The organism is Psychrobacillus lasiicapitis, from assembly GCF_006861795.1.
GTDB classification, from domain to species: Bacteria; Bacillota; Bacilli; order Bacillales_A; family Planococcaceae; genus Psychrobacillus; species Psychrobacillus lasiicapitis.
Genome location: NZ_VDGH01000001.1, coordinates 504,386 through 526,808 on the forward strand (window position 1 = coordinate 504,386; position 22,423 = coordinate 526,808).

General features: G+C 37.3%; 29 protein-coding genes and 3 pseudogenes. 9 read left to right on the forward strand and 23 right to left on the reverse strand.

Going from position 1 to position 22,423, the window contains the following annotated elements; all coding sequences use genetic code 11:
- Positions 1–20: 20 nt before the first annotated feature.
- Positions 21–467 (reverse strand): MarR family winged helix-turn-helix transcriptional regulator, encoded by a 447-nt coding sequence (locus FG382_RS02520; protein WP_142537288.1) that lies wholly within the window; start codon positions 465–467, stop codon positions 21–23.
- 102 nt (positions 468–569) lie between these two features.
- Here FG382_RS02520 and FG382_RS02525 point away from each other — a divergent pair, with 102 nt between their 5' ends.
- Positions 570–1,082, forward strand: a complete 513-nt coding sequence (locus FG382_RS02525; protein WP_142537289.1) for a GNAT family N-acetyltransferase — start codon at positions 570–572, stop codon at positions 1,080–1,082.
- Between the two features lie 59 nt (positions 1,083–1,141).
- Here FG382_RS02525 and arsC read toward each other — a convergent pair whose 3' ends face one another.
- The 5 genes from arsC to arr all read right to left on the reverse strand — a co-directional run bounded on the left by arsC (position 1,142) and on the right by arr (position 4,820).
- On the reverse strand, positions 1,142–1,561 hold the full coding sequence (gene arsC / locus FG382_RS02530) for an arsenate reductase (thioredoxin) (RefSeq protein ID WP_142537290.1): 420 nt from the start codon (positions 1,559–1,561) through the stop codon (positions 1,142–1,144).
- A 74-nt stretch (positions 1,562–1,635) separates the two neighbouring features.
- Positions 1,636–2,931, reverse strand: coding sequence for an arsenic transporter (locus FG382_RS02535; protein ID WP_142537291.1), 1,296 nt, complete (start codon positions 2,929–2,931; stop codon positions 1,636–1,638).
- 14 nt (positions 2,932–2,945) lie between these two features.
- On the reverse strand, positions 2,946–3,290 hold the full coding sequence (locus tag FG382_RS02540) for an ArsR/SmtB family transcription factor (protein WP_142537292.1): 345 nt from the start codon (positions 3,288–3,290) through the stop codon (positions 2,946–2,948).
- Between the two features lie 151 nt (positions 3,291–3,441).
- The gene (locus tag FG382_RS02545) at positions 3,442–3,891 is read right to left on the reverse strand and encodes a DUF1569 domain-containing protein (protein WP_142537293.1); all 450 of its coding nucleotides are present in this window, start codon (positions 3,889–3,891) and stop codon (positions 3,442–3,444) included.
- A 179-nt stretch (positions 3,892–4,070) separates the two neighbouring features.
- Positions 4,071–4,820 carry an NAD(+)--rifampin ADP-ribosyltransferase gene (arr, locus tag FG382_RS02550; RefSeq protein WP_142537294.1) on the reverse strand — a complete coding sequence of 250 codons (750 nt, stop codon included), beginning with the start codon at positions 4,818–4,820 and terminating at the stop codon, positions 4,071–4,073.
- Between the two features lie 432 nt (positions 4,821–5,252).
- On the opposite strand from arr, the gene FG382_RS02555 reads away from it, so the two are divergent.
- The 5 genes and pseudogenes from FG382_RS02555 to FG382_RS22885 all read left to right on the forward strand — a co-directional run bounded on the left by FG382_RS02555 (position 5,253) and on the right by FG382_RS22885 (position 7,843).
- Complete coding sequence (locus tag FG382_RS02555; RefSeq protein ID WP_142537295.1) at positions 5,253–6,071, forward strand: hypothetical protein; 819 nt, start codon at positions 5,253–5,255, stop codon at positions 6,069–6,071.
- An 80-nt stretch (positions 6,072–6,151) separates the two neighbouring features.
- Positions 6,152–6,298: a hypothetical protein gene (locus FG382_RS23415; protein WP_342354584.1), complete on the forward strand. Its 147-nt coding sequence runs from the start codon at positions 6,152–6,154 to the stop codon at positions 6,296–6,298.
- A 330-nt stretch (positions 6,299–6,628) separates the two neighbouring features.
- A pseudogene (locus tag FG382_RS23485) lies at positions 6,629–6,676 on the forward strand (hypothetical protein); the annotation flags it as partial.
- A 115-nt stretch (positions 6,677–6,791) separates the two neighbouring features.
- Positions 6,792–7,472: a two-component system sensor histidine kinase family protein gene (locus FG382_RS02570; RefSeq protein ID WP_170206432.1), complete on the forward strand. Its 681-nt coding sequence runs from the start codon at positions 6,792–6,794 to the stop codon at positions 7,470–7,472.
- Positions 7,469–7,843 (forward strand): sensor histidine kinase, encoded by a 375-nt coding sequence (locus FG382_RS22885; protein WP_211356358.1) that lies wholly within the window; start codon positions 7,469–7,471, stop codon positions 7,841–7,843. Before FG382_RS02570 ends, FG382_RS22885 begins: the two co-directional genes overlap by 4 nt.
- A 402-nt stretch (positions 7,844–8,245) precedes the next feature.
- Here FG382_RS22885 and FG382_RS23490 read toward each other — a convergent pair whose 3' ends face one another.
- The 9 genes and pseudogenes from FG382_RS23490 to ssb all read right to left on the reverse strand — a co-directional run bounded on the left by FG382_RS23490 (position 8,246) and on the right by ssb (position 11,818).
- Positions 8,246–8,548, reverse strand: a complete 303-nt coding sequence (locus FG382_RS23490; RefSeq protein ID WP_142537298.1) for an N-acetylmuramoyl-L-alanine amidase family protein — start codon at positions 8,546–8,548, stop codon at positions 8,246–8,248.
- Entirely contained in the window at positions 8,548–8,826 is a 279-nt protein-coding gene (locus FG382_RS02580) for a phage holin (RefSeq protein WP_142537299.1), read from the reverse strand. Before FG382_RS02580 ends, FG382_RS23490 begins: the two co-directional genes overlap by 1 nt.
- Before the next feature lie 209 nt (positions 8,827–9,035).
- Positions 9,036–9,440: a DUF1259 domain-containing protein gene (locus tag FG382_RS02585; protein ID WP_142537300.1), complete on the reverse strand. Its 405-nt coding sequence runs from the start codon at positions 9,438–9,440 to the stop codon at positions 9,036–9,038.
- A 144-nt stretch (positions 9,441–9,584) separates the two neighbouring features.
- Positions 9,585–9,788, reverse strand: a complete 204-nt coding sequence (locus FG382_RS02590) for a hypothetical protein (RefSeq protein ID WP_142537301.1) — start codon at positions 9,786–9,788, stop codon at positions 9,585–9,587.
- A 91-nt stretch (positions 9,789–9,879) separates the two neighbouring features.
- On the reverse strand, positions 9,880–10,050 hold the full coding sequence (locus FG382_RS22520) for a hypothetical protein (protein WP_170206433.1): 171 nt from the start codon (positions 10,048–10,050) through the stop codon (positions 9,880–9,882).
- Positions 10,047–10,295: a hypothetical protein gene (locus FG382_RS22890; protein WP_211356359.1), complete on the reverse strand. Its 249-nt coding sequence runs from the start codon at positions 10,293–10,295 to the stop codon at positions 10,047–10,049. The genes FG382_RS22520 and FG382_RS22890 overlap by 4 nt, the downstream gene beginning before the upstream one ends.
- Before the next feature lie 312 nt (positions 10,296–10,607).
- Positions 10,608–10,802 (reverse strand): hypothetical protein, encoded by a 195-nt coding sequence (locus tag FG382_RS02595; RefSeq protein WP_142537302.1) that lies wholly within the window; start codon positions 10,800–10,802, stop codon positions 10,608–10,610.
- 79 nt (positions 10,803–10,881) lie between these two features.
- Complete coding sequence (locus FG382_RS02600) at positions 10,882–11,271, reverse strand: hypothetical protein (protein ID WP_142537303.1); 390 nt, start codon at positions 11,269–11,271, stop codon at positions 10,882–10,884.
- A gap of 62 nt (positions 11,272–11,333) precedes the next feature.
- Positions 11,334–11,818, reverse strand: a pseudogene (gene ssb / locus FG382_RS23155) (single-stranded DNA-binding protein).
- A gap of 384 nt (positions 11,819–12,202) precedes the next feature.
- On the opposite strand from ssb, the gene FG382_RS02610 reads away from it, so the two are divergent.
- The 3 genes from FG382_RS02610 (at position 12,203) to FG382_RS02620 (ending at position 14,249) form a co-directional block, all read left to right on the forward strand.
- The gene (locus tag FG382_RS02610; protein WP_142537304.1) at positions 12,203–12,898 is read left to right on the forward strand and encodes a DUF421 domain-containing protein; all 696 of its coding nucleotides are present in this window, start codon (positions 12,203–12,205) and stop codon (positions 12,896–12,898) included.
- Between the two features lie 104 nt (positions 12,899–13,002).
- Entirely contained in the window at positions 13,003–13,557 is a 555-nt protein-coding gene (locus FG382_RS02615) for a DUF2238 domain-containing protein (protein WP_211356360.1), read from the forward strand.
- A 98-nt stretch (positions 13,558–13,655) separates the two neighbouring features.
- Entirely contained in the window at positions 13,656–14,249 is a 594-nt protein-coding gene (locus tag FG382_RS02620) for a site-specific integrase (RefSeq protein WP_229677315.1), read from the forward strand.
- A gap of 238 nt (positions 14,250–14,487) precedes the next feature.
- Here the strand turns inward: FG382_RS02620 and glnA are convergent, their stop codons facing one another.
- From glnA to FG382_RS02660, 8 genes and pseudogenes are all read right to left on the reverse strand, one after another.
- A complete protein-coding gene (gene glnA, locus FG382_RS02625) occupies positions 14,488–15,822 on the reverse strand; it encodes a type I glutamate--ammonia ligase (RefSeq protein WP_142537306.1) in 1,335 nt (444 codons plus the stop codon).
- A 40-nt stretch (positions 15,823–15,862) separates the two neighbouring features.
- Positions 15,863–16,246 (reverse strand): MerR family transcriptional regulator, encoded by a 384-nt coding sequence (locus FG382_RS02630; RefSeq protein WP_142537307.1) that lies wholly within the window; start codon positions 16,244–16,246, stop codon positions 15,863–15,865.
- A 291-nt stretch (positions 16,247–16,537) separates the two neighbouring features.
- Positions 16,538–16,790, reverse strand: a pseudogene (locus FG382_RS02635) (methionine gamma-lyase family protein); the annotation flags it as partial.
- Between the two features lie 142 nt (positions 16,791–16,932).
- On the reverse strand, positions 16,933–18,234 hold the full coding sequence (locus tag FG382_RS02640) for a purine-cytosine permease family protein (RefSeq protein ID WP_142537308.1): 1,302 nt from the start codon (positions 18,232–18,234) through the stop codon (positions 16,933–16,935).
- A gap of 17 nt (positions 18,235–18,251) precedes the next feature.
- On the reverse strand, positions 18,252–18,968 hold the full coding sequence (locus tag FG382_RS02645; protein WP_142537309.1) for an aspartate/glutamate racemase family protein: 717 nt from the start codon (positions 18,966–18,968) through the stop codon (positions 18,252–18,254).
- Positions 18,969–18,988: 20 nt separating this feature from the next.
- Positions 18,989–20,545: a hydantoinase/oxoprolinase N-terminal domain-containing protein gene (locus FG382_RS02650; RefSeq protein ID WP_142537310.1), complete on the reverse strand. Its 1,557-nt coding sequence runs from the start codon at positions 20,543–20,545 to the stop codon at positions 18,989–18,991.
- Positions 20,546–20,547: 2 nt separating this feature from the next.
- Positions 20,548–21,642, reverse strand: coding sequence for an S-methyl thiohydantoin desulfurase family protein (locus tag FG382_RS02655; RefSeq protein WP_142537311.1), 1,095 nt, complete (start codon positions 21,640–21,642; stop codon positions 20,548–20,550).
- Positions 21,639–22,235 (reverse strand): TetR/AcrR family transcriptional regulator, encoded by a 597-nt coding sequence (locus FG382_RS02660; protein WP_142537312.1) that lies wholly within the window; start codon positions 22,233–22,235, stop codon positions 21,639–21,641. Before FG382_RS02660 ends, FG382_RS02655 begins: the two co-directional genes overlap by 4 nt.
- Positions 22,236–22,423: the final 188 nt, after the last annotated feature.

The window sequence follows — 22,423 nt, forward strand, 5'->3', positions numbered from 1 at the left end:
TAAGCAAGAATTAATCTTGCTTAAAGTAACGGAGTACAGCAAACACTTGATTTTGACATCGCTTCATTCAGTAATTTGATAGATCGAATAACTGTATCTTTTTCAAATTCGTTCATATGGGAGAATACTTCTTCTAAGTAGGCGTTCATCGATTCGTCAATCGTTGTGGCAACGAACTTACCTTGTACGGTTAGGGATAAAACGGATACTCTTTTGTCTGCCGAGGATGGGTTCTTCTTCACCAACTCCATTTTAATGAGTGTCTGAATTTGTCGACTGAAAGTCGTTATATCAATTGCTACAGCATCTGCAATTTGTTGCATGGATGGAGCTGTACGTTTATCAATTTCATAAAGAATGTGACTTTGAACCGATGAAACAACTACGGCTCCAACTGAACAACAATTTTTATTAAGAAGTCCAAACCTACGAGTAAGCACTTGAAATAGTTCACGTTTGTTTTCCATGTTTTCACCTCTAAATAATATATACAATAATTAGTTGCAATACGCAAGTAATAAATATAAAATTTTAGTAATTACTCAAAATTTTTTACGGAGGGATTAGGCTTGAATTTATTCATTAGAAAGGCTACTAAAGAAGACTGGAAAGAGATTAAATATATTTATGATGCTGGGATTTCCACAGGTTTAGCTACATTTGAAACCACTTCACCTTCCACATATGAACAATGGTCATTAAAAGCCCATCCTGAATGTACCCTCATCGTCCAAGAGGGTAGTACAGTAGTTGGTTGGTGTAAAGTAACTTCGATATCAGATCGCCTGGTTTATGCTGGGGTGGGAGAAGTAAGTATCTATGTCCATCCCGATACACAAGGTAAAGGTGTTGGCGATTTCCTTTTGAAAAATCTCATCCATAAATCTGATGAGCAAGGATTTTGGACTCTGCAAGCCTCTATTTTTCCAGAGAATATCAACAGTATTTATTTGCATAAGAAAAATAACTTTAGAAAAGTGGGTATACGAGAAAAAATAGGACAATTAACTGGTGTATGGAAGGACAATGTTCTGTTAGAGAGAAGGAATTCAATAGGATTAGATAAATGCTCGTTCAAATAAAGAAAACCGTTCCATAATAGAACGGTTTTCTTAGTTATCAAATTTTCTTTGCAATTAGGTCATTTACCTGTATCAGCAAATTGCTTGATTCTTGCTCCAATTTCGTCCCGAACTCGTTGGAAGGTAGCCCACTTCTCTTCGTCCGTACCCTCTGCTTTCGCCGGGTCGTCAAAGCCCCAGTGATCGCGTTTTACTTGAGGCGGTGCCATCGGGCATTTATCTGCAGCATCTCCACAGAGTGTAATGACAAACTCGGCATTATTTAATGTTTCCATTTCTATGATATCGGAAGTCTGTTTAGATATATCAATTCTAACTTCATTCATTGCTTTAACAGCATTTGGGTTTAAGCCATGTGCTTCAATACCTGCACTTAAAACTTCCCACTCATCACCTAAATGTTTTTTCCCCCAGCCCTCAGCCATTTGGCTTCTGCAAGAATTTCCTGTACATAAAAAGTAAAGAATTTTTTTTGCCATAGTATGGACTCTCCTTTTTATTACCTTATAGAATTTATTAATTTAAATTGGGTTTCATTAATTGATTGTTCATTTTAATAAAACGATAACGAAATATATAGACCTAATAATGTAATAAATAATATAGGGATTGTTAAGACAATACCTGTTTTAAAATAAGTAGCCCATGAAATTTTTACACCTTTTTGTGATAAAACATGGAGCCATACCAGTGTTGCAAGGGAGCCAATCGGTGTGATTTTTGGTCCCAAGTCTGAACCAATCACATTAGCATAAATAAGTGCTTCACGAATCGTTCCTGAAGTGTTCGTTTCAGTAATCGCTAACGCATCGATCATGACTGTTGGCATGTTATTCATTAGGGATGAAAGGAAAGCTGCAATGAAGCCCATCGACATCGTTGCTACAAATAGCCCTTGTTTTGCAGTTACTTCAATTACACTAGCCAACACAGTTGTGAGCCCTGCATTACCAAGACCATAAACGACCACATACATTCCGATTGAGAAAAACACAATATTCCATGGAGCTCCTTTAATAACTGCTCTTGTATTAACAGCACTACTTCTTCTAGCCATAAAAATAAAAAATATCGCGATCAATCCAGCCACTATGGAAACCGGAATCCGAATGAATTCGCTACTAAAGTAACCGATGACTAGTACTGTAAGTAAATACCAGGACAGATGAAACATTTTTATATCTTTAATAGCTTTATTAGGTTCTTTAAGCTTTGATAAATCATACGTCCTTGGAATGCTTTTTCTAAAATAAAATAGTAATACACTGATTGTGGCTATTAGTGAGAAAATATTTGGGATAATCATTCTGGAGGCATATTCTACGAAACCGATATTAAAAAAATCCGCGGATACAATATTAACTAAGTTACTTACCACAAAAGGTAGCGAAGTTGTATCTGCTATAAAACCACTCGCCATAATGAATGGAAAAATCATTTTTTCAGTGAAGTTTAGGTTTCTAACCATTGCTAAGACAATAGGCGTCAAGATTAATGCTGCACCATCATTGGCAAAAAAGGCAGCTACAATCGCACCTAACACACTGACATAAATGAACATTTTAATTCCATTACTTTTTGCTGCTCTTGCCATATGTAATGCTGACCATTCAAATAAGCCGATCTCATCTAAAATCAACGAAATAAGAATAATTGCAATAAAGGACAACGTGGCGTTCCAAGTAATGTTTACTACTTCTAAGATATCACCAACGTCCACAACCCCTATTAATAGCGCTATAATTGCTCCACCACAAGCAGACCAACCAATATTCAACCCTTTTGGTTGCCATATGACAAAAATGAGCGTTACGATGAAAATCAGTGCGGCTAAAAAAACTTCTGACAAAATACTTACCTCCATTAGTTACATGAAATACGTAACCCCTGTTCTTCTAATTCTTGTAACTTAAAGTCTTGATTGGGAAGATGTTGAATCAAACTTTGAACGAAATGAAAGGAATCACTTTCCCTGTTCAATGAATAGATGATCCATTGACCTCTTCTTGTTTCTTTAACCAATCCAACATCTTTTAACTTCCTTACATGTTGACTAATAGCAGGTTGACTTACTTTAAATATTTCAACAAACTCACAAACACAATAGTCATGAGTATCTAACATCTTGAGCATGGTTAGTCTTGTCTTATCACCTAACAGTTTTAATATCGTTGCAGTCTTTTCAATTTCCATCATTGATGTTTCCATAACTTAGCCTCCTTTACATATAAGCATATAACTATTTATTTATATTATATTTTACTTATATATGAAATGCAAAAGGAGCAACGTCTTCGCAGACGTCACTCCTTGGCCTTGACTAAAGCACCCGTTAGTAAAAAATCTTCACTTTGGTTTATTAAACACCAAACTGTTTTAAATGATGATCAAGGTGCTTATAAATTCCTTTTCCCCATTCCTCGGCAGTAAGTTTACCAAAAAAAGGATGTGGATGATTTGTACACTTATGAGGACCATTACTTTGAAACGTTATAATTTTTTGTTTTAGTTTTTTCTTTTCTGTTTCAAATTCTTTATCATCTACAATCAAAATAGTAGGGATTGTTGACATGTTTTTTGCTAAGGGCTTGTCATTATATAAAATTGGTTTCACAAACTTCCCAATTAATATCCCTAACCAACCTCTCGGAGGAAAAGCATTTCCCATTGCAATGTCTTGAAAAGATGAACAATGTGCCAGCATTTTGGCAACATCCATTTTACCCCATTGCGGTTTTGAATCTAGGGTTAAGTTGTCAATTCGGTTTAAAATTTCCTCTGCGTGCGATTGATTAAAAATATCCTTCATCTTTGTGCCCCCTTTGCATATTTGTTACCACATGTCCCTAAATGAAATTTCAACTAACCTGCCGTTTTAATTCAATAAGAAAAAAGAGTTGCCTAAGCCCACGATCTTTACTAAGCACCCAATTTCGGAATATTGGTAATTGCAAACAAATTAACTATTTTACTCCATTTGAAATATGTTCAGTTAATAATTTCGCCCTTGCTTTTGGCTAAATTTTTGCGCCATTCACTTCGCTCCGAAGTTGTCAGTTTCGCCCACTCAGTTTCTTCACCAATAATTCTTAAAGGTTCTTGAGAACGATAAGATCGTGTTAAGTTACCCGGGAACTTTTTGTCAGTAACATTTGGGTCATTTTCAAATTCACCTGTAGGTTCTATTTTATAAACGCGTTCTCTTCCTTCTCCTTTTGCTAATGCTGCTGCAAGTCCTGCACCATTGGCATTAGCAGTGAAATAAATGTGGTTCATTTTAAGCCCAGGTTTGTAATTTGAATTTCCACCCGCTGTCAGCAAATCACCAACCTGTAAATCTGCCTTTGTCCCATGATAAAATGGTCCTTCATCAGAAGGTGTACCGTTATATGAGTTTGACAATTCATAATTTCTTTTTGCATTATCAAAATCACACAACTCCTCATAGCATTTGGCAATGTTTAAATACAACGTTGAGTATGCACTCTTAACATTATCATCATTTATATTTAGTGCACACTGTAAAGAGGTTTCCATCCATTTCAATTTGTCTATAATACTCTTTTGTTTATGAGCCAAATGATAAGCTGCAATAAACCTTTCATAGTCGTCTTTTGCTTCGTGCCATGCTTGATGAAACATCTTGGTTGCACCTTCAACATTTCCGCCATCTTCCATGTTCATCCCACTCATACAGAGTTTAATAACGACGTTGTTTTGGTCAAATTTTATATTCATCTAATCTTACCTCCAAAGTAATGAAATCACATTTTTGAACTACATTTCTCCAAAAACCCTTTATTTATACGACCATGCCTTCCCTGTGATATTTTAAAAAAATTAATTTATTCCACTTAATGTCCCGTTTGTTGAACAAAAATTAAGCAATTCTTTACCTGTATTTTACCATAATTATAGCTTATCCTTCTTGCACTAAACTGCCCCGTTAGTTGAAGAAGTGATTACATATTTTTATGATTTACCACCTAGATCATCATTAATTGTAATGTCAGGTACAATTCTTATCTTCAAATGGTTAATCCAATGGGTCAATACTGTTTGGATAAGTTTTTTCTCATTATTTTTTCTTTGACATTCTCCTGACGCATTGACGTTTTATTGTAGGGATGTGGAAGATTTCCACACTCAAAATTAGGAGGATGAAAGACCATGAAAAAATTTACAGGCAGTATGCTATTAACAAGTGCGTTGACAATTGGAGCGATTGCGGCACCACCTATTTTAGCTGCAACGACGAATAATGTGAGCGCTACGGAAGAAATTTCAGAGGAAACAAAAGCGGCTTTGGACGATATCAGGGCTCAGGAAGAAGCCGGCGAAATTACGCATGAAGAAGCTCACGCAAAATTGGACGAGCTTGGAATTGAGCGCCCATTTGGTAAAGGCGGTCATCACGGTGGAGGTCCTTTCGGTAACATCGATGAAGAAACGCGCACAGCAATTGATGATATTCGTGATCAATTCAAAGCTGGTGATTTGAACGAGGTAGAAGCACAAGCAAAACTGGATGCACTTGATGTTGATTTGCCGGAAGATTTCTTGACGCGTGTTGACTTTGATGACTTGGATGAAGAAACAAAAACAGCGTTGAATGAAATTCGTGAACAGTTTACTGCTGGTGACTTGACGGAAGAAGAAGCGAAAGTAAAAGTTGAAGCCCTTGGTCTCGATTTCGATGCCAAATTCTTGATGCGCGGACCGCATGTAGAATTGACGGATGAGCAAACATCTCAACTGGAAGAAATCCGCGCCCAAGTAGAAGCTGGTACAATAACTGAGGAAGAAGCTCACACACAAATGGAAGAGCTTGGACTTAAACCTCAAGGCGGCAGTGGCCATCATGGACATGGCGGACCTCGAGGCGGTTTCTTCAATGATAAAGCCCCTACAGATTCTGCAGACGAAGAAACGCCAGCCGACTCTGCTGATGAAGAAGCAGTTGTCCTTCCCCAATCATCTGAAGCTTAATAATCAGGGACTCGAATCTATTCATTTCGAGTCCCTTCATTTATACTTAAATCAAACTCTGCTATAGGAATGATTTACATATGGAACCGTCAAACAAAATCGTCGTTGTTGTCAAAGGCCTTGTGGTGAACGAAGGACGCGTTCTGATTGTACAGCGCACTGCGGCTGATGAAATCGGCAGTGGCACCCCTTTCAAGCGAACATCAGAATCATTTGTGGGCATCTAAGGAAGAAATGAAGAGATTATTAGCCCCAGGGATCCTTCATGACTTTGAAAAACATGATGTATTTCTATGTGCGGAAATAAATTAATGGATGTAGGTGAAGATTGTGCAGCGGATACTGGTTGTAGAGGATGAAATAGCGATTTCGCGAATACTTAAAGTATATCTGGAAAAGCACCATTTTACAGTAAGCCAGGCTTATACGATTTCATAAGCTTCCCATCTTTTTCAGGATGAAGCGATCGATTTGATTCTCCTGGATGTTATGCTTCAGATGGGTCAGGCTGAGACTTTCTTGAGAAGGTCCGTGCGCACTCGCCCTGTCCAGTCATTATGCTAACGGCTCTAGGAGATGTCCCCGACCGATTGCACGGTCTTCAGAATGGCGCAGATGACTACATGTCAAAGCCCTTTGTTGCGGAAGAGGTGGTTGCCCTTGTTCAGGCAGTCCTTCGGATGCCTACCCGCATCTTAAGCGAAACAGATGCGCTGCAATATGGCAAACTTCGGATCCATCAGGACCATTCTGGAACGTCGTGGCGAGGAATTCCCTATAGAGACACGGCCTTTGACTTATGTCATCAATACGGATGGCACGGTTCTTTTCCAGCAGGAAGGTCCCGGAAAGCGAAATGGCCAGCGGATAAGTACACTCCCCGCCTCCCTTTTCGCAAAAACAGAAGTGAAGTTCGACCTGAATGGGGAAACGGCATACGCCATCAGTGCACCAATTGAAGAAGCCTCACAGACAATCGGCTACATTGTGATGATCCAAAGAAAACAGGATCTGCTCGACACCAATCAGGAATATCGACTGCTATTTATCATGCTGGCTGCCATCGGTCTTCTTAGATATGGCGTCATCTTTTATCTTGCGAAGCAATTGGCCAAGCCGATTAGCCGAGTTGCCTTTGCAGCGAAGCAGATTGAACGTGGTTCTTACGATATATCGCTTCCCGAGCAGAAGAATATTAAAGAAGAAATAGGAGATTTAGTAGATGCTTTTCACACGATGTCTTCCCGCTTGTCACACCTGGAACAATTGCGTTCGGAACTATTGGCAGGGGTGACACATGATTTGAAAACACCGGTCACGTCATCAGTGGCTTACTGCAGGCAGTCCATGAAGAGGTTGTTACAGGAGAAGAAGCAAAAGAGTTTATTGAAATCTCATTGAAGGAAACATATCGGCTGCAACAAATGATTGCATCCCATCTTGATTTCAACACGTTTGCAGCTGGCGGAATTTCCATCTATCCAACAAAGACTGAAACCTACCCATTTGTTAATAAGGGTGTTCTGCAGCAATGGCACTCTACCCTTAAAAATATAGACTTGAATATTGAAATAGACAATAGATCCCAACAACAATTTGTGTTCATTGATCAGGTTAAAGTTGAACAAATCCTGGTCAATGTAGCCCAGAATGCTCGCCATGCCATGAAGTCAGAAGGGTTCATAAACATTACCATTCAATATCATGCGGACACAATCGAATTGCTTATCCTGGATAGGGGCCATGCATTCCACCAGAGGAACAGTCCCTGATCTTCGAAAGGTTTTATCGCGGGGCAGACAAAAAGCTGAAAATACGCGGCCTTGGTCTCGGGCTTTCCTAGTCACGAATGATTGCCCGTGCCCATGGAGGAGACTTGAAGCTCATTGAAATTCAAAAGAAGGTACTATGTTTAGTTTAATCTTACCGAAAGAAACACCTCAAGGCGGTTGGTCGATAAGGCCGTTTTTTAAATTCCCTGGATTCGGACACATTATCATATCAACAAACAGGAAATGATCTGATGCTGCGTGAAAATGCCAACACACATGTCGAAGCACACCTCATTTTGATGGAATAAAAGACTTGGACTCTCCAAGGGCATTCGATAATTAAATCAGCCGTTTCAAACACTATACCTAATGGCATGTCCTTTTCCGTATTATTTTTGAAACCTAATCTATATAATATTTAAAGTCTATACTACTGATTTTTCTATACAAACATGTCACCAGCCTGTCGTTAATTGAACAAGAAAAAAGAGCTGTACTCACAGCTCTCTGATTTGACAAAAGCACCTCGTTAGTTGAATAAGAGATTTTAGTTTTGGTAGCAAGTTTCATATATATGTCACCTGTTCGGCTCATTTTTGCTTGTACATCTTGATACTCCAATGTAATCTCTTTTTCTTTTATTCCATTACCGACAGCTCCTGGGTCACTGCCTCCATGCCCTGCATCAATGAATACTTTTACCATTATTTATCGCTCCTTTGGTTTATCATAGTTAATGCTTGTCTACTATCACTAAGTCCCACTGTTGTTAAATCGGGAATCGTATTATAAACCCCTACACCAATAGAGAATAATACAAATGGATTAGACACAACACTAACAACCAAATCCCATAAAGACATCCATGTAGTTAAGTCGCTACGGCTAACATCATAATAAGCGGAAATAGGTGCTGCTATCGCAAGTAATACCATTAACCAAAATTGTTTATTTTTGAATCTTACTTTCCAATTGATTTTCATGTTTGTTTCCTCCAATTAATTTAAATGTAATGCTGCATAAAAAACTGCTACAGCTCCTCCAATAATCCCTAAAATAAAGGAATTCGTTATAGCTCGACGTGTCCTTTTTGTATCATCTTTGATTTCCGCACGTCCCCCTTTGGAACACTTATTTTCTCTATATAAAAAGAACGCTCCGATTGGAACGCTCTCATCTTTATTTATCGATATTATTTTTTTAGCACTCTGAATGCTTCCCTAACTTTCCTCGCAAATTCAAGGGGAGGTTCGACAGATTCAAAGTGCATATACATTGCCCTTGGTTCCTCAAACAACCAATGATTGTGAACTGCAGTAATAATTATATTTCGCTTTCTTAGCTCTGTGAGCAATGGGTTAATCTCTTCTTGTAAAAGTACAGTTTCTCCAAGGTTTAATGCGTTTCCACGATTGTCCAAATCCTCAAAAGAAAAGAATTGTGGAATCACTAAAGGTGACCTGGTTCTTCTTCCAAGAATAGTAAACCGAATATCTCTAAATTTTTGTACTAGACAAACCCCATTTACTATACTGCCACTTCCTCCAAGGATACGAGCAAATTCTCTGCATAAATCTCCTCTCGGTTCTGATCTCAATTTATTTGCCTCCTTTCTTTTATTGTTCTCTATTAATTTATGAAGGTCTTTAAAAGAGATAGAGGCAAAATGGAATAAAAAAGTGTTTCAAATTTCTATTAGTAGATAAGGAGACTTTAATCGAATCTAATAATCTACTTTTTATTATTCCTTTCCTTCTTTAAGTAAGTTCGAAATAGGTTGCTGCTCTTTGTCCAAAATGACTACATAACCCCTGTTATCATATCCAACAACATCAAAAAAAACGAGCACCACTATGGCCACGTTTACTACGTTTAGCATATACATTGCGAAGCTTGCAATAAGAGCTCCAATTGATTTAAATCCGGTAATCTGCAAACGCGTCACCTGCCTTCTCTACTTCCATCATCCTCAGTCCCCTAAAGATATTTGGATGTGTAAAAGAGCACCCATTTGGATGCTCTTTACAAAGTATTTTTTAATTTAACCTACATTGAATATGTACATAAACCCTGTTTTTATGCTCTTTCTTGTCCATCACAAGATCTTCAGCTTTTTTCTCATCGATAGCTAACTTTTTTAATACATACACTAAACCCTTGGAACCTTCGCCTACATACCCAGAAGATAAACCACCTTTAATACTCATGATTGCCTCACTTCCAAAAATTCAATATTATTTTCAAAACACTTAATTCCCTGTTGAGTTGTTGTTGTTTCATAACTGATCATATTATATTCCTCACGAGCAGCAAATATTTCCATGATTTTCTTATTGACAGATACAATAACAGTATTCAATGCAACTAAATATGCAATTAACAATGATATTGCAGATTGTATTCTAATTTTGTTTTCTGTATCTTTATCTAATGAAAGATTTAAAATTAGCAAGGCTATTATCAGGATAATTAATGTTATACTAATGAATTTAAATATATATAAATTTATAGATGCTAAATCTATATTAGAAACAGAATTAATTAGGAAGCTAGATAAAGACAATCTTAATAAAATCTGGTTTTATTACAAAATTATAAAATATATTACCCTAAGAATTATTCAACTCTTTAGCTATCTGGTAATACTGCAACTCATTTTGTTATCATATTTTCTTGTATGTATATATTAAACATATTAGTCTGTTCTTCATATAAATCATAAGCAATGAGTGAATAACAAAAAACGCCCAATGGGCGCTTTTGTCTAACGATTGTTTTTTGAGTTACCTGTTAAATTTTTTGCAATGTTTTTAGTAGCATCAACAGTGTTCATCGCAATATTTTCTGTAGCCTCTAAAGCATTATGCGCTGTTTCAAATGCAGAGCCTGCAGTGTTTTTGATGCTATTTGCAACACTTTTGTTATTTCTTTGATTTTGATTATTTCCTTGATTAGTCATAAGTTCACCTCCATAAACACAGGAATAGGATGTGTATTATGTGGAAAATTATTCGGACTATAATAGAATGCTTTATCGTTTACACATTGGCATTTCGAGAAGCAACATTCCGAATGTAACCATATGACTTTCCTAATTCATCAGCTATCTGCTTATAAGACTTATTCTCCATATACTTCATCCGAGCAACTTGATAATTCAATCCCTCAAGCTGATTGACCTTGTTCTCAGTTTCTTTCTTTATATCCAAGTAAAAATCGAGCATCTTTTGTAGACGGTACTTCTTATCATGCAAATTCTGAAGGTTGCCAACTGAAGCTATAACCCCAAAATCATCAGCACCTGTTCCTGTGAATGGCAATTCTCCTTTACCAAACCAATACTTCAAATCGATGTCTACTTGCATCAATTGTGTTTCGATGATGTCGATCTTCCTACATAGATCCACATAATTTGTGATTATCTCCATTGAATATCCCCCAATCCAGATTTTCTATGTGTATTCTTAATGATCCACTTTGTGTAGGTGTTTTAGAATGGCAGATCATCATCATGCACTTCAATAGGTCCAGAACTATTAGCGAATGGATTTTTATCCACTCTGGTGTAATTAGGCTGTGTTTGCGGTTGCTGATATTCAGAATGGCTCGTTGATGATGGTTAGTTTGACTTGTAGCACTGCTATTTTGATTAGACTGTCCATTCTTAGGCTCTAAGAATTGCACACTATCAGCGACAACATCTGTAGTATATACACGCTTTCCGTCCTGACCTTCATAGCTACCTGTTTGAATACCTCCCTCTATACCTGCTAAACTTCCTTTTCTTAAAAGGATAGCTGCATTCTCCGCCTGTTTTCAAACAAGGCAATTAATGAAGTTAGCTTATCTTTCCCCTTGTTGGTTTGAAAATGTACAATTCATTGCAAGAGTAAATCTGGCCATTGCACCTCCTGAAGGAGTGTACCTAAGTTCAGGGTCTTTCGTAAGCCTTCCAACTAAAACGACTCGGTTAATAAATGTATTACCTCCATCTCTAATTCTTTTATCTCCTGCAGTTTTAGATTTGTTTCAAGCGATTCTATTTTGTCTGCCTGATAAATCAGATTCATGATCCACCAGAAGTCATCAGCGGCAATTTCAATCATGTTGCTCTTTGGATTCGTTCGCTTGGCTTGCTTTTTTACGAATACTTCTCAATCTAGTTTTTGTGGATGCCATATAATCCATCCTTTACTTCGCTTTATTATTGAATTTGAATGAGTGTTTGATTGAACTTAAATTTGTTCATACTAGTGTTTAAAAGAGGGCAAAGTCATATCTTGTTTTTATTAATAAATACCATCAGAAGAAAAAATCTTGAACTCCATAGTTTTAGTTCAATTATGAAAGGAGCATAATATGTCAATTGCAGAATTATTGCTTAGACTCTTTATTGCTTTTGTTACTTTATTAGTTTTAACAAGAATTATGGGAAGGAAAGAAATTTCCCAAATGACTTTTTTTAATTTCGTGTCAGCTATATCAATTGGTACTCTAGGCGCTTCTCTTGCTATTGATTCCTCATTAAGCGTTCGCAATGGATTAATAGCTATAATAGGGTGGTCTGCTTTTACAATTTTTCTAGGTTTTTTGGATATAAAGTCCAAAAAAATTCGTTATGCAATTGTAGGCGAACCAGTCATCGTTATTAGAAAAGGTCAAATTATGGATGACGCTCTTCGCAAAGCCCGGCTGGATATAGACTCATTAAATAGTCTGTTACGTAAGAAAAATGTATTCGCTGCTTCTGACGTTGACTATGCATGGTTTGAGACAGACGGTAGCCTTTCAGTGATGAAAAAGGAGTCCAAGCAATCTGGCACTAAGAGCGATTTGAACATTCAAAAAAGTTATAGAATTTTCCCAACATCTATGCCTGTCATATCGGATGGAAAAATTAATAGAGAAAATTTAAACAAGCTAAAACTTGACGAAAAGTGGCTATATCAACAGTTAGAAACCGCTGGTGTTAAAACGGTAGCAGAAATATTTTACGCCGAAGTTCAACATGATGGATCATTGTATATTGATAACAAGAATGACTACATTAAATAATTTTTTTGTAGGTGCACTACTACAATCTGGACTATACTACTAAAGGAGTGCTTCAACTGAAACAACACTTCTCGAAAAAATTAATAGTTGATATTATTTTCATATTGATTCAAACAGCTTGCATCGTTGGACTCATCATCACAGATAATTATGACTATATGAGAATGAGTATTAGTAATCTTTTATTTTGGTTAGTCTATATTTTTTTAGAATTTAAACTAAAGTGGAGCATACCTCTTTATATTCGTATTGCTGTTACCATTTCAATAATTTCTAATGATGTACTTGGTGAATTGATTAATTTGTATGTTACATCATTTTTATTTGATCGAATTCAACATATTTTTGGTACATATTCCCTCACGCTTTGGTCATTTTTTATAATTCAACAATTTGTACAAATGAAGTTTATTCAAAAAAAACTAATAATTATTTTCTTTATTACTCTTTCAACAACTTTAGGTACTTTTTATGAAATATTTGAGTTTCTGCAGGATGAACTGTTTAAACCAGTTATTAAAAATCAAACCAGTTTGTTAGATACAGATTTAGATTTAATTTCAGACGTTGTAGGAGGAATCATTGCCTTAATTCATTATCTATCGTCAGAATCATTAAGGTTGTTTAGGCTTCCCTTTGAACAAAAATGTAAATCTTAAATTCATTTGCACCGATTGTTCTTGTTTGTCTAAGATGTTGAAGCATATTGCTATCATCGCTCTCTAAACCATCTTGTAATTTTTTGTCGTAGCTCTGTATGAAACAAGCGAAGAAAAACAAGCGTATTTTGGACAACCTTTGTGAAGACGTTATCATTCCAGGTAAACGAACTCAAGAAGATGACAAGTCTAAGTTTATTGATTCTGAAAATGTTCCTAATTTGTTAACGAATGCATATCAATACGGATATATTTATTGTATATTCTTCAAGGTTTTGATTGAAACTGGGATGCGTAAAGGCGAAGCCGCAGCTTTACAGTGGACAGATATAAATTTAAAAGATAAGACAATTCAAATTAATAAAAGTCTCGACTTCCAACCCGAGACTGAAGAAGATTTGTTTGGAGATACAAAAAACTACAAATCAAGAACAATAGATATACCAGACACCACCGTCACTGCATTAAAAGCACATTTACAATATCAAAATCAAAATAAGTTAATGCTTAATGATTATTATCGTCATGATCTCAACTTGGTTTTTTGTAGAAAAAATGGCGAACACATGCCCAAGTCTACCCTCTTTAATGCATTCGAACGTATATTAAAAAGAGCAGATATGAACTCATATCCGATTCACTCTTTACATCATACGTATGTAGTTTTACTTATGGAATCCAAAGTGGATTAGAAATATATTCAACAACAACTAGGTCACACTAGTCAACAAATTACTAATGATGTATATGTACACTTATCGAAGAAATTAAAAAAGAAAAACACCGAACAAGTCAACTCACGACTGAACGGTGTCTTCAAATAATATTTTTTGTATTTTTGGGGGCGATTTGGGGGCGCAACTGATTTCCAACAGTCAAATTAAAGTCTTGCCCCCACTGTAAAAAACCATAATCCCAGTGTTTATAAGCTTAGTACATTTTTAAATATTGTTCACGTTCCCATGGATGAACAGTTGTGCGGAACATATCCCATTCAATCTCTTTCGCTTCTACAAAGTTTGCATAAATATGCTCACCTAGTGCTCCACGGATTACTTCACTTTTTCCAAGTTCTAATACCGCTTCATGAAGAGTTGGTGGTAAGTTATGAATGCCGTTTTCGATACGTTCTTCTTCAGTCATCACGTAAATATTACGGTCAACCGCTGGTGGTGGAGTCATTTTTTGTTTAATGCCATCTAGACCAGCTTGTAAAATTACAGCCATCGCCAAGTATGGATTCGCTGCTGGATCTACAGAACGAACTTCAATACGTGTACTTAATCCACGAGAAGAAGGAATACGAATTAATGGACTTCTGTTTTGACCTGACCAAGCAACATAACATGGAGCTTCGTAACCAGGAACTAAACGTTTGTATGAGTTTACTGTAGGATTTGTAATCGCAGTAAAACTTTGTACATGCTTTAATACACCTGCCATGAATTGCATCGCTGTTTCACTCATTTTGCTTTCTGTGGATTCATCAAAAAATGCATTTTCTTTACCGTTGAATAATGAAACGTTAAAGTGCATTCCAGAACCGTTTACCCCGAATAGTGGTTTAGGCATAAATGTGGCATGCAAACCATGCTTACGAGCGATTGTTTTAACAACCAGTTTAAATGTTTGAATATTATCACATGCTGTTACCGCATCTGCATATTTAAAGTCAATTTCGTGTTGTCCAGGAGCTACTTCATGGTGAGACGCTTCAATTTCAAAGCCCATTTCCTCTAGCTCAAGCACGATATCGCGACGGCAGTTTTCTCCAAGATCGACAGGTGCTAAGTCAAAGTATCCACCGTGGTCATTTAATTCTAAAGTTGGTTCGCCTTGTGCATCTAATTTAAACAAGAAAAATTCAGGTTCAGGTCCTAAGTTAAAGCTTGTGAACCCTAACTCTTCCATTTCTTTTAATACACGTTTTAAGTTATTACGTGGATCTCCTGCAAATGGCGTTCCATCTGCTTTATTAACATCACAGATTAATCGAGCCACTTTCCCTTTTCCAGTAATCCAAGGGAAAACAACCCATGAATTTAAATCTGGAACTAAATACATATCAGATTCTTCTATTCGTACGAATCCTTCAATAGAGGAACCGTCGAACATCATTTTATTGTCGAGAGCTTTATCGAGCTGACTCACTGGAATTTCAACGTTTTTAATCGTACCTAGTATGTCTGTAAACTGAAGACGAATAAAATTCACCTCATGTTCTTTGACGAACTTTTTAATATCTTCTTTTGTGTACTTGCTCATTTTTTCACTCTCCTAAATTATTTTATAATCAAACCCCGTTCTATCGAAAGAAGCGAGATAGATCTCCTTGCCGCAAAGATGCCCTTTGATGTCTTTGAGCTATCTGCATTTCTTCTTTTACAATTGCACGTAGTTGTGCATCTGTAATCACTTGTTTTGTATCGTTTTTTAATGCAGGATTGTTTTTCATTTCGAAGATTTGTTTAATCCCTGCAATATTCACGCCTGTTGCTAGCATGTCTTTTATTTCCAATAAAGTATCGATATCATCTAACGAGAACATGCGTTGCTTTCCTTCTGTTCGTGCAGGCTGAACAAGTTCATGCTCTTCATAATATCGAATTTGTCTAGCTGTTAAACCAGTTAACTGCATGACAATATTCATAGATAGCAGTGGCATGGAACGTCTCCATTCCTTTTCCATCGCTGCACCTCCTAGCTGGATATATGAATAGTATATGTCATGTTAGCTAACATGTCAACACCATGTAAGGAAAAGTAACATCATTTTTATTTTATAGAAAAACGCACTTTCCTCTTAGAAATAGGCGTCTTTACAAATCTTTTTTCTCTGAGAATGGGTTGCTCTCGTCCTTAGCTATTTATTGGAAAATAGTTTTGTAGCCCACCGTTCCATACTTTCCCCATGAGAAGCTTAACAAAACAAAACTGAAAATTAAAAACGTGGAAAATGAGTTAATCATTTTCCACGTTTTTAATTTTCAATAACTACCGTAGAGACTGCACCGCTCCTAAAATAGCATGTCAAGCCACCTTGGATAAAGGCCGTAAACGGAGGACGGATTGGTCCATCTGCCGTTAACTCCATACTAGATCCTTTAATGAATGTACCCGCTGCCATAATTACATCATCCTCATAACCCGGCATATAGGCAGGTTCAGGCGCAAATTTGCGCATTAACTGTAGAATGCATTTGAATCGCTTTGCAAAACTGAATCATTTGCTCAAATAAGATCAGTTCTTTCTTGTGCATAACGGGGTTCTATCATTATACACATATCGGAACAAAGTCAATTTTTCCAGCGATATAACCACTTCTAACTTAAGTGCGCATTAATATACTCTTAGTATGCAATTCTACTACTATCCTACGAGATAGCCACACTTCTAGTCCGAACAACCAGTCCTCCAATGTAATATATAATACCGCTAACGAAGAGTGCATTCAAAGATGGAATGCCCCACGTTACAAAGTAGCCCACTAAAAACCCGGCTGCCCAAGCGATGATCGTAATGGGACTTAATCTACCGGCAACACTTGGTAACTCGCCACGTTCTCTGGATTCATCTAATACTTGACGACTCGTTTTAAGAATGAAGTAGTCTATAATAATAATTCCCGCAACCGGAGGAACTAACACACCAAGTACTACTAGGAAATCGATAAAATAATTTAAAATCCCAATTGCAGATAACACTGTGCCGATTATTCCAATGACAAGGGTAACTTTCGCACGACCTAACCGTACATTAAAGACGGAATCAAAAATGGATGTAACGCTTAAAGACGCAGCGTATAAATTGACATTATTAATTTTAATAGTAGAAAAAACAACGACTAATGCGGCAATAATCCCTGATGCTTGTACCATAATACTGACAACATCATTTGTTCTTGCAGCTAATGCTAGTAATACTGCTATCATATTGATACCTAGTTCACCTATAATTAAACCTATTGTAGTCATCCAGAACACATCTTTTCCACTTCTAGCAAAACGACTAATATCAGGCGTAATGATTGCCCCTACGATAAAACCGCCCGCAATCATTGTAGAAGCTACCCCAATTGATAGCGGCTCACCCGCTGGTGCTGCTGAAAAGAGCTCGGATAAAGAAGTCTCACGAAAGACAGAAAAGACCCCTGCCGATACGGCAAGTAAAAAAGCAGGCACTGCAATTGCAGCTGTAATGCTAAGCAATTTAAATCCAAAAATAACTAAGAAAGTTACACTTAATCCAGTAAGGAACATAGCGGGTATTAACGGTAATTTTCCGTTAGACGCTTCTACTAATCCGTTGGCAAAAATCGTATTTTGGACACCGAACCAACCGATACAGGAAATTGCTATTATAATACTAAAAATAGTACCTCCATGTTTTCCGAAGCCTGCCCAACGCGTTAATAAACTTGTTGACAACCCTTCCCTAACACCGATGTAGCCCAAAAGGAATCCAACAGCTTGAAGTATGATGCTACCAAAAAAAGTGGCAATGAGCGCATCCGTAAATGTCATGCCATATCCCATCGTAGCCCCTAAAATAAATTGTGAGATCGTGGCAAATGCCCCAACTCGAATGATCGTAATGCTCCATAAAGATTTTCGTGCGGATTGTGGCACACGAGATAATGAGTAATCATCACCGATAGCATTTTTTGCTGCGCTCATAATAGTCCCCCTTTAAATTAAATACGTACTTTTGACGGTGGTGTCATATAGGTTAAACGGCTTTGTTTGACTTTCATATTTACAAGCGATTCCGCCATTTGAAGTGAAGCAAAAGCAGGATCGATAACAGGTACATCATACCCGGAAGCATTTAGACGTTCTTGCAACTCACTTGCAATGCCTAGGAAACCTGTGCACCCTAATACTAAAGCGTGCGCCTGATCTCCTTCGATTGCTTTGATCATTTCCGAATAGAGAGCATCCATCAAACGTTCTTTGTCTTGTACCTCTAGCACTGGAATTAAAACATATCGAACGGATGCAAGTTTGCTATCTAAACCAGCTAATTTGCTAACATTGCGAATCATTGAAATAACATTAGGCAATACAGTAACGACCGAAAAAGAACCTGCTAGTGAACTGGCATAAAGCATAGCGGATTCACCTGGTCCAATCACAGGAATATTAAGTACCTCCCGAGCTGCTTTGACTCCAGGATCAGCGAAACAATCACTAATAATGGCATCGTAACCCTCTTTTTCTGCTTCAATTGCTTTCTCTAAAAAGTTTGGCAAACAAAGCGCTTCGTCGTATTCACTTTCGATTGATGCAGGACCGGTGGATAAGTTCGTCATGCTTATTTCAGTTCCAGCTGATGCATAAAAAGAAAATTCTTGCAAAACTTCCTCGTTAAAAATGTCCGAAGTGATTGGTAAGATTACTTTAACTTTCATCATGTATGCCCCCTAATAATTTAGATTAAATCCCCAGCAACTTTCACCCGTACTTTTGTAGCATTCCCCGCCATATAGGCAAGTGGAACTTCTTGGATATCTACCACATTCAATTTTTCTTTGTCAGCCCCAGCTTTTACCGCTTCATCGTATGCGATTGATTTAGCTAAATCTAACGTCTGTTCCCGACCTAAATCATCCATTTTGAAGATTTTTTCGATTTCTGCACTCACTTGAGAAATTGCAGATCCAATTGCATTTGCAACGCCGAAGTTAGCAGGTTTAATGACTTCACTTGCCCCTTTTAAAGCAGATGGGAATAATATACTGCCACCACCTACTAAAACAACGGGTATGTCATCTGCACTCGTTTTCATTTTATCGATAGACTCTTCTACCATAAACGTCATTTCTGCATATATTTTTTCTAATAAGCTTTGATCTAAATGTGCTACTAACTCAGGATTTCCGATCTTAGCTTTTCCTAAAGCGATAATAACATCTGTTGTTGTTAACGTATTTCCGCCGAAAGCTAAGCCTTCTTTATATAAACGATGACCGACACTTTCGGGACCAATTGTAAATTCGCCATTATCAAGCAATTTTACAATTGTACCGCCTCCTAATCCCATGGATAAAATATCGGGCATCCGGAAATTGGTGCGAACGCCGCCGACGTCTACAGCAAGAGAAGATTGGCGAGGGAATCCATTAGCAAGTACACCGATATCTGTCGTTGTTCCACCGACATCGATCACGAGCGCATCTGCTTTTTTCGACAAGTAGGAGGCGCCTCGAATGCTATTTGTCGGCCCGCAAGCAATTGTTAAAATCGGATATTTCACGGTGTATTCAACAGACATTAATGTGCCATCATTTTGTCCAAAAAATACAGTTGCTTGAATTCCTTCGTTTTCAAGTGCATCAACAAAGCTTTGGGCAGTGATTTTTGCAACATCCACAATCGCTGCGTTTAAAATCGTAGCATTTTCACGCTCGATTAAGCCCACGTTTCCAATTTCTGACGAAAGCGAAATGGCGATATCTGGACCGAGTTCTTCTTGAATAATTTCACTGACACGTTCTTCATGTGTTTTTGAAATCGGTGAGAATACAGAAACAACCGCAATCGAATCTACTTTCCCATTTAATTCCCTACAAATGGATCTTATTTTATCTTCATTTAGTGAGGTAATTTCTCTGCCGTCGAATTCATGACCCCCTTCAACGATATAAAGATGCTTTCCGATAATATTTTTTAAATCCTCAGGTACACCAACCAGTGGTTTAATAGCTAATGTAGCAGGCGCTCCTATTCGAATCGAAGCGACTTTATTTAATCTTTTTCGTTCAACGATCGCGTTTGTACAATGTGTCGTACCTAGCATCGCATACTTAATTTGACTTTTATCAACGTTAGAATTTGAAACTACTTTTTTTAATGCATTGAATATACCAGTTGATGTATCTGCAGTTGTAGGCTCTTTTGCCTCTGCGATTACGTTATTTGAAGCATCCAAAATGACTGCATCCGTATGAGTACCGCCAACGTCGATTCCTATCCGATAAATTTCCATATTTACGATAACTCCTTCTTCGCTTGTAATTTTTCAACTTCCACATAAGGCACTTCATATCCAAAATAGTTTGGTCCCACTGTTGCCAGCCCTTTTTCTGTACGCCATTTTTCATTTGCAGGTATACCAATAACTGTGCAGCGCGCTCCATAGCGTATGCCTTCCGTAGTAATGGGAATACCTGTATCTGTGTCTAACACAGCAATTAAGTCTGGTGTAACACATAGCGTTTCTTCGCCTTTAGTTGCTAAAAGGTGTTCATTTTGGAAATGAAGCATACATTCTTGATCGATGTAAGCATCTAATCCCTGTACTTTCGCTTGCCCTTTCGCAAAACCGTCAACAGTTACACGATTAATATCGCTAATCTTACCTTTAAATAGTTCAAAACCATTTAATAATTGCAATACAGCATCTATTGGATTCGCTTCACGTTCTTTGGCTTTGCGTATAGCAGCGCCGATTTGTTCTTCCAGTGTCAAACTTTCTAATATGGCACTTTCTTTTACTTCTTCTTTTGTCATCGGGTAAATTGCTAGCATGACAGAGCCGCCCATATCAACTGTGGCGCTGCGGGCAATCCGTTCCGCCCAATTATTATTAATGGTATTCATAACCAGATTGTTTCCTTTTTCGTCCGCTAAAACCATAGGAGATGCGGAAATACCATTTAAATAAAAAGTCACCATCTGTAATTCCGGGAAAGCTCGTCCCATTCCATCCGCATCAATTACCGGTAAGCCAAGTTTTGCTGCTAATGCAAGCGGTAATAATGAATTCACACCACCAGCTTCAATCGGCATCGTTGCATAAATTTCCTGCCCAATATAGTTTTCTAATGCTTTAAAAGCAGCCTCCGCTTCATCACCATTTGGTATTTTTTCTACCATTACTGTAGGTGCGCCCATCATAGCAGAAGGGACGATTAATGCACCATCAGGCACTTCATCAATCGAAATGAGACGAATTGGTCCGTATTCTTCGATTGCTTGTAAAGCCATCAGTTTGCCGATGTACGGATCTCCTCCCCCTCCAGTACCAAGGAGCGCAGCACCAATTGCAATATTTTCAATTTCTTCTTTTCCTAATAATCTCATAATGACTCGTTCTCTCCTTTTTTTAATTGATTGATAAGCGCGAGTAACAATTTTTCAGCAGCTTGAACTTGATTTTCAAACACCTCGTCAGAATAGACGATTGTTGACCAAAAAAGCCCATTTGCAATTAGTTCAATTTGATGTGCACATTGCTTGATTTCTACGTGCGTTGCATTCGGAAATTCGTCTGATAGTTCGTTAAAATAATTTTGTAACAACCAACTTTCAAATTCATCCAAGTATTTTGAAAATTCATTCTTGAAGTCTGCAAAACCTGAAGTTAATTGTACAAAGGCTTTTGTATTTACTACATCATTTCGATGAAAATAAGCGACACTTCTTAATAACTGTTGCAAACCCCTGCGGACAGGTAACCCCTTTGTTTTCTCGAAAATTCGATGCAATTCCTTTTGATGATTTTCCAATATCTGTTGAAATACTTCTTCTAATAACGCTTCTTTATTTGGATAAAAAAAATAAATAGAGGATGCTTTAATTCCAACGGCATCGGCTATCTTTTTCATTGTGGTCCCTTTATATCCTTGTTCTGCATAAATGGTCAAAGCAGCTTCAATTAGTTTCTTTTTTGTCATTTTGTAATCTCACCACCTACCTAATGTTCGTTAGGTAATATAATAAAACATTTTGTTTCATCTTTCAATATGTTTTGAAAATTTTAATTAGTATGTTTGTTATATAATAGAGAACGCCGTTGATAAATCAATTACATCAACCTATTTATCTTTCTGCATTCTCTAGAAGTACAAGGTAATAGATTCTG

Excerpts from the sequence above, each read along its gene's own strand:
- FG382_RS02630 (WP_142537307.1), bottom strand. The coding sequence starts at position 16,246 with ATGGAAAAGGAATGGAGACGTTCCATGCCACTGCTATCTATGAATATT.
- FG382_RS02600 (WP_142537303.1), bottom strand. The coding sequence starts at position 11,271 with ATGGAGATAATCACAAATTATGTGGATCTATGTAGGAAGATCGACATC.
- FG382_RS02655 (WP_142537311.1), bottom strand. The coding sequence starts at position 21,642 with ATGAGATTATTAGGAAAAGAAGAAATTGAAAATATTGCAATTGGTGCT.
- FG382_RS22520 (WP_170206433.1), bottom strand. The coding sequence starts at position 10,050 with ATGAGTATTAAAGGTGGTTTATCTTCTGGGTATGTAGGCGAAGGTTCC.
- FG382_RS02660 (WP_142537312.1), bottom strand. The coding sequence starts at position 22,235 with ATGACAAAAAAGAAACTAATTGAAGCTGCTTTGACCATTTATGCAGAA.
- arr (WP_142537294.1), bottom strand. The coding sequence starts at position 4,820 with ATGAATATAAAATTTGACCAAAACAACGTCGTTATTAAACTCTGTATG.
- FG382_RS02640 (WP_142537308.1), bottom strand. The coding sequence starts at position 18,234 with ATGAGCGCAGCAAAAAATGCTATCGGTGATGATTACTCATTATCTCGT.
- glnA (WP_142537306.1), bottom strand. The coding sequence starts at position 15,822 with ATGAGCAAGTACACAAAAGAAGATATTAAAAAGTTCGTCAAAGAACAT.
- FG382_RS02610 (WP_142537304.1), top strand. The coding sequence starts at position 12,203 with ATGTCAATTGCAGAATTATTGCTTAGACTCTTTATTGCTTTTGTTACT.
- FG382_RS02620 (WP_229677315.1), top strand. The coding sequence starts at position 13,656 with ATGAAACAAGCGAAGAAAAACAAGCGTATTTTGGACAACCTTTGTGAA.
- FG382_RS02545 (WP_142537293.1), bottom strand. The coding sequence starts at position 3,891 with ATGAAGGATATTTTTAATCAATCGCACGCAGAGGAAATTTTAAACCGA.
- FG382_RS23490 (WP_142537298.1), bottom strand. The coding sequence starts at position 8,548 with ATGGTAAAAGTATTCATTGATGCAGGGCATGGAGGCAGTGACCCAGGA.
- FG382_RS02570 (WP_170206432.1), top strand. The coding sequence starts at position 6,792 with ATGGCAAACTTCGGATCCATCAGGACCATTCTGGAACGTCGTGGCGAG.
- FG382_RS02650 (WP_142537310.1), bottom strand. The coding sequence starts at position 20,545 with ATGGAAATTTATCGGATAGGAATCGACGTTGGCGGTACTCATACGGAT.
- FG382_RS02540 (WP_142537292.1), bottom strand. The coding sequence starts at position 3,290 with ATGGAAACATCAATGATGGAAATTGAAAAGACTGCAACGATATTAAAA.
- FG382_RS02555 (WP_142537295.1), top strand. The coding sequence starts at position 5,253 with ATGAAAAAATTTACAGGCAGTATGCTATTAACAAGTGCGTTGACAATT.
- FG382_RS02580 (WP_142537299.1), bottom strand. The coding sequence starts at position 8,826 with ATGAAAATCAATTGGAAAGTAAGATTCAAAAATAAACAATTTTGGTTA.
- FG382_RS02645 (WP_142537309.1), bottom strand. The coding sequence starts at position 18,968 with ATGAAAGTTAAAGTAATCTTACCAATCACTTCGGACATTTTTAACGAG.
- FG382_RS02520 (WP_142537288.1), bottom strand. The coding sequence starts at position 467 with ATGGAAAACAAACGTGAACTATTTCAAGTGCTTACTCGTAGGTTTGGA.
- arsC (WP_142537290.1), bottom strand. The coding sequence starts at position 1,561 with ATGGCAAAAAAAATTCTTTACTTTTTATGTACAGGAAATTCTTGCAGA.
- FG382_RS23415 (WP_342354584.1), top strand. The coding sequence starts at position 6,152 with ATGGAACCGTCAAACAAAATCGTCGTTGTTGTCAAAGGCCTTGTGGTG.
- FG382_RS02595 (WP_142537302.1), bottom strand. The coding sequence starts at position 10,802 with ATGACTAATCAAGGAAATAATCAAAATCAAAGAAATAACAAAAGTGTT.